The organism is Bartonella refiksaydamii, assembly GCF_902652675.1.
Taxonomy (GTDB): Bacteria; Pseudomonadota; Alphaproteobacteria; order Rhizobiales; family Rhizobiaceae; genus Bartonella; species Bartonella refiksaydamii.
Window position 1 is genome coordinate 1 of record NZ_LR736383.1, and the last position, 1,041, is coordinate 1,041.

1 protein-coding gene and 2 pseudogenes are annotated in these 1,041 nt (G+C 44.5%); all 3 read right to left on the reverse strand.

The genetic code is table 11. From position 1 onward, the window contains the following. A pseudogene (locus tag GQO39_RS08650) lies at positions 1-190 on the reverse strand (hypothetical protein); the annotation flags it as partial. Between the two features lie 9 nt (positions 191-199). Continuing rightward, entirely contained in the window at positions 200-718 is a 519-nt protein-coding gene (locus GQO39_RS08655) for a phage major tail tube protein (protein ID WP_156851790.1), read from the reverse strand. Next, positions 715-1,041 (reverse strand): annotated as a pseudogene (locus GQO39_RS08660) (phage tail protein); the annotation flags it as partial. The gene GQO39_RS08655 and the pseudogene GQO39_RS08660, both read right to left, overlap by 4 nt.

Here is a 1,041-nt window from a genome sequence, read left to right on the forward strand (position 1 = left end):
TTTGCTCTCCAAATTCAGGAAGCAGCAACTCTGTCAACTGTGGTCCAATCAACACGGCTAATTGCTTAGCTTGTTTGAAAGTGGGGCGATAAAAGGTCAGTTTCTTGCAGAGAGATTCTTTGCCACCTTTATCCTGATAAAGAAGCGGAACCTGCAATTCCACATCAATGCTGGTTTGTAAACTTGTCATGATCAATTCCTATAAGTTGAGAATAGAGCGTCGACGTAAACCGATCTCTTGCCCGTTGCGCACAAGCCAACCACCCCGTTTGAACGAAAAACGGTGCAAAACAGCGCCATCCCAAAACTCCGTATAGTCCCAAACATTTTTGATCTCGCAATCATAGCCTGTTGCCTTGCCAGCCGTTAAGCCTTCACTATCAACTTTGACCAAACGCCCTGTGACATCAATGGAATGTTCATGCTCGCGCCCATCTTCTTCAGAAATCACATGTTTCTTGCCGGTAAATTTATGACGAAGACCAGGGGGACCACCAAAGATGCCGATAATTTCTGGTGTGTGGCTGCGGATTTTCATTTGCAAACCGAGGGCTTTCACACCAAGACCAGAAACATCAATTTGCATATCAGAACCGCCTGGTTGATAGGTTTCAGTGATTTCTTCCAGTGTGGGCAATTTAAGCGTTTCAAGATCGAGGTGAAGATTCACATCATCATCAACAATCAGGGTAAAACCGCGTACAATGCGTAAAGTCATGCTTCACTCCTTGCTGCTTTGCGATAAGTTTCAAGTGTATCGCCAAATTGATAGGTCATTTTCTTTTGCATATCTTGCGCCAACCGATCAAAATAAGCGCTATTGCGCCGGCTGGAGAAACTTAAATCTTCTAGAGGAGGCACTTCTTCTGCATCAAATTCCACCCGCAATTTTCCAAGCTGTAAAGTACTGTTGGAATTTAAATCACGATCAAACCAAACACGTCCACCCAAAAGGGCTCCACGCGCAATCATATCATCAAGAAAGCTGGTCAAAGAGCGGGTAATGGCAATGACATGTTGACCGGTCAGATTCTCATCATT

Bases quoted from the DNA above. Each gene is read 5' to 3' on its own strand.
- GQO39_RS08655 (WP_156851790.1), bottom strand. From the start codon at position 718: ATGACTTTACGCATTGTACGCGGTTTTACCCTGATTGTTGATGATGAT.